At 69.8% G+C, this 3,309-nt stretch carries 4 protein-coding genes; all 4 read right to left on the minus strand.

Translation table 11 applies throughout. The annotated features are described in order from the left end of the window. The coding region (locus tag C5E41_RS32805) for an AMP-binding protein (RefSeq protein WP_258081421.1) at window positions 1-799 on the minus strand (799 nt) is incomplete at its 3' end. Then, a complete protein-coding gene (locus tag C5E41_RS32810; RefSeq protein WP_104379540.1) occupies window positions 796-1,947 on the minus strand; it encodes an acetyl-CoA acetyltransferase in 1,152 nt (383 codons plus the stop codon). The genes C5E41_RS32805 and C5E41_RS32810, both read right to left, overlap by 4 nt. Further along, window positions 1,944-2,987: an acyl-CoA dehydrogenase family protein gene (locus tag C5E41_RS32815; RefSeq protein WP_104379541.1), complete on the minus strand. Its 1,044-nt coding sequence runs from the start codon at window positions 2,985-2,987 to the stop codon at window positions 1,944-1,946. The genes C5E41_RS32810 and C5E41_RS32815 overlap by 4 nt, the downstream gene beginning before the upstream one ends. Window positions 2,988-3,004: 17 nt before the next feature. After that, window positions 3,005-3,309: acyl-CoA dehydrogenase family protein (locus C5E41_RS32820; RefSeq protein WP_258081422.1), on the minus strand; the 305-nt coding region annotated here is incomplete at its 5' end.

Raw genomic sequence — 3,309 nt, forward strand, 5'->3', positions numbered from 1 at the left:
CCGGCGTGAGGGCGGGCAGTTCCAGCAATTTCGCCCACTGCGTCGGCACCGCGCCCGCGACGGTGATCCGTTCCGCGCGAAGGACATCGAACATCGCCGCGGCCGACCAGGGCACCGGCGCGATCACCAGGGTGATGCCCCAGACCAGTTGGTCCCACAGTTTGGACATATATCCTACGTGCGCGAAGGGCGTGGAGGTCAGGCGCCGGTCATAGGGTGCGCTCATCGCGCCGGCCGCCTGTGCCGAGGCGGCCAGATTGTTCGCGTCGAACCACGCCCCCTTCGGCAATCCTGTTGTGCCACTACTGAAGACGATCGACACCGGGGCATCGCGGCCGATCGGCTGCGAGGGCGTGGCGGCGTGCCGCAGCAGCTCGCGAGTCAGCTGCGAGGCGGCGAGTTCGGGGATGTCACGACCCGTCGCGGGCATAGTGGCGGCGCGGACCACCAGGACCGGATCCGCCTGCCGCAGTGCGGCATCGATCTCACGAGGCCCCAGGCGCGGATTCAATCCGGTGGTGACAGCGCCGAGCATCGCCGCGGCGGCGTAGCACACCGCGTAGTCGATCCCGGAGGGCAGCATCAGCGCGACCACATCGCCGCGCCCGACGCCGTGCGAGGACAGCTGGCGGGCCACGGCGCGGGCGCGCGCGACCCAGTCCGCGAAGCTGATGCGGGTGCCGTCGGCCTCGACGTAGGCGTCCCGGAGTCCGTGCACGAGCGCCGCCGCCTCCAGCAATTCGACGGTATCGGCGAAGTCGCCGGCGTCCAGCGGCGCGAGGATCTCGGCGGCGGTCACGGTTTGTTCGCCCCCAGCAGCACCGTCGCGCTGGAACAGAACCAGCCACCGGTGCCGCTCACGCAGGCGATCTCGGCGCCGGGCACCTGGCGCGGCCCGGCCGCACCACGCAGCTGCCGGGTCGCCTCGACCAGCAGGAACAGCCCGCGTTGGCCCGGATGACACGCGGACAGGCCGCCGCCGTCGGTGTTGGTGGGCAGGGCGCCGCCCAGGCGCAGCGCGCCGCTCTCGGCGAAGGCGCCACCTTCGCCCTTACCGCAGAATCCGAGATCTTCGAGGGTGAGCAGCAGCATGTAGGTGAACGCGTCGTACAGTTCGGCGACGTCGACGTCGGCCGGTGCCAGTCCGGCGCGCCGGAACGCGAGCGGACCGGTGACCGCGGCGGGGCCGATGGTCATATCGTCCCACTGGCTGGTCAGCATGTGTGAGGTCGCCTCGGCGGAGCCGAGTACCCAGACCGGATCCGATTTCAGGTCCGGTACGCGGTCCTCGGCGACCAGGATGGCGGCCGCGCCGCCGTCGGAGCGGATGCAGCAGTGCAGTTTGGTGAACGGATCGGCGATCATCGGCCCCGACAGCACGTCCTCGACGGTGATCGGGTCGCGGTAGTACGCCTCCGGATTGTCGGCGGCGTTGAATCGCGCCGACACCGCCACCTCGGCGAGCTGTTCGATGGTGGTGCCGTATTGGAACATGTGCCGCCGCGCCGCCATGGCGTACTTCGATACCAGCGTGTGGCCGTAGGGTGCGTCCCATTGCAGCGGCCCGCGCGCGCCCCAGTTGATATTGGCGGTGCGCAACCCCTTTCGCAGGTCCGCGCGGGCGGTTGAGCCGTAGGTCAGCAGCACCACGTCGGCGTGGCCGGCGGCGATGGCGTCGGCCGCATGCGAGACCATCACCTCCCAGGAGGCGCCGCCGACCGAGGTCGAGTCGATCCAGCGCGGCCGCAAGCCGAGATATTCGCCCACGTCGGTGGGCGGCAGCATTCCCTGGCCGGTGGATGCGAGACCGTCGATGTCCTGCGGTGTGAGCCCCGTTTCGGCGAGTGCGCGCGCGCTGGCTTGAGCCATCAGTTCGTAGGCGTTCTTGTCCTCCACCCGGCCCACATCCGACAGGGCGACACCGGCGATGGCGACTTTGCGGTTCATGCGGCGACACCTTCCCGGGTCAGGTCCTGGGCGAGCAGTTCCGCCAGTACCTCCGACGGTTCGGCGAACAGGTGCCGGTAGACGTGCGCGCGTTCGAGGTACAGGTGCGCGTTGTGCTCGTAGGTGTAGCCCATACCGCCGTGGACGTGAATTCCGGTGGCGCCGTTGTCGGTTGCCGCGTTCGCGGCGACCGTGCGAGCCGCCAGCGCCTGCGCCGGGGCGTCGTGCCGGCCGGAAGCCAGGCATACCGCCGCGAAACAGACCTGGGTGAAGGCGGCCTCGGTGCGCACGGCCATATCGGAGCACATGTGCTTGATCGCCTGGTTGACACCGATCGGGCGCCCGAACTGAATCCGCGTCTTGGCGTGTTCGGTGGCCAGTGCCGCCGCGCCGTCGGCCAGGCCCGCGAGGAAGGCCGACGACAGCACCACGGCGCGCAGCCAGGTCGCGTCGGCCTGTTCGGGCAGCCAGTGTGTCACCTCACCCGCGGTGACGGTGGCGGTGGCGAGCCGGGTGCCGGGGTCGACGCAGTCCAGGACGGTGGCCTCGCCGAACTGCTCGGCCGCGACCAGCGCCGACCCGTGCCGGGTGACCAGCAGCAGATGGCTGCAGCCGGCGGTATCGATGAGGTCGAAGGTGCCCTTGAATCCCTCCGCGGTGACCGATCCGTCGCCCCGCAACTGGGCCGTGCCCACGCGCGCCTGCCCGCTCGCGATGCGCCGGCACAGCTGTTCGTCGCCGGACAACGCGGCGATCCGGGCACCGAGGGTGGAGGCCAGGAATGGGCCGGTGGCCAGGCGGCGGCCCAGCTCGACGAACAGCAGTGCCTCATCGTCGAACGACTGGCCCGCCCCACCGTATTCCTCGCTCAGGCCCAGGCTCAGGAATCCGAGTTCGGCCCCTTCGGTCCATACCGAGGTATCGACCGCGGACTCGCTGTCCGCGCGGCGGCGAATTTCCTCGATGGGCATCCGTGTCTGCAGGAAATCCGTTGCGGCAGCGACGAGTTCGAGTTGCTCGGCTGCTGGTAGAAGGTTCATGACTGGCTGCTTTCTGGTTACCGCGGCAGGCCGAGCACGCGCTCGCCGATGATGTTGCGCTGAATTTCGGAGGTGCCGCCGCCGATGGCCTGGGAGAACGAGTAGTAGTAGTTGCCGACCCAGCCGTGGCGGTCCCAGCGCGAGGTGCGCCGCAGCGCGTCCGGGCCGACGATGTCCATGGCCAGTGCGCCGACTTGTTTGGCGAGGTCGCCGTAGAAGAGTTTGAGCATCGATCCCTTCGGCCCGGGCGTCTCGGTCTGCATGGCCCGGCAGATGCCGGCATAGGTCATGGCCCGCAGCGAGGTGACCGAGGCGCGGGCGG

Source organism: Nocardia nova (assembly GCF_002933465.1).
GTDB classification, from domain to species: Bacteria; Actinomycetota; Actinomycetes; order Mycobacteriales; family Mycobacteriaceae; genus Nocardia; species Nocardia nova_B.

What these genes read in the sequence shown, in the direction of transcription:
- C5E41_RS32815 (WP_104379541.1), bottom strand. Translation starts at nt 2,987, where the DNA reads ATGAACCTTCTACCAGCAGCCGAGCAACTCGAACTCGTCGCTGCCGCA.
- C5E41_RS32810 (WP_104379540.1), bottom strand. Translation starts at nt 1,947, where the DNA reads ATGAACCGCAAAGTCGCCATCGCCGGTGTCGCCCTGTCGGATGTGGGC.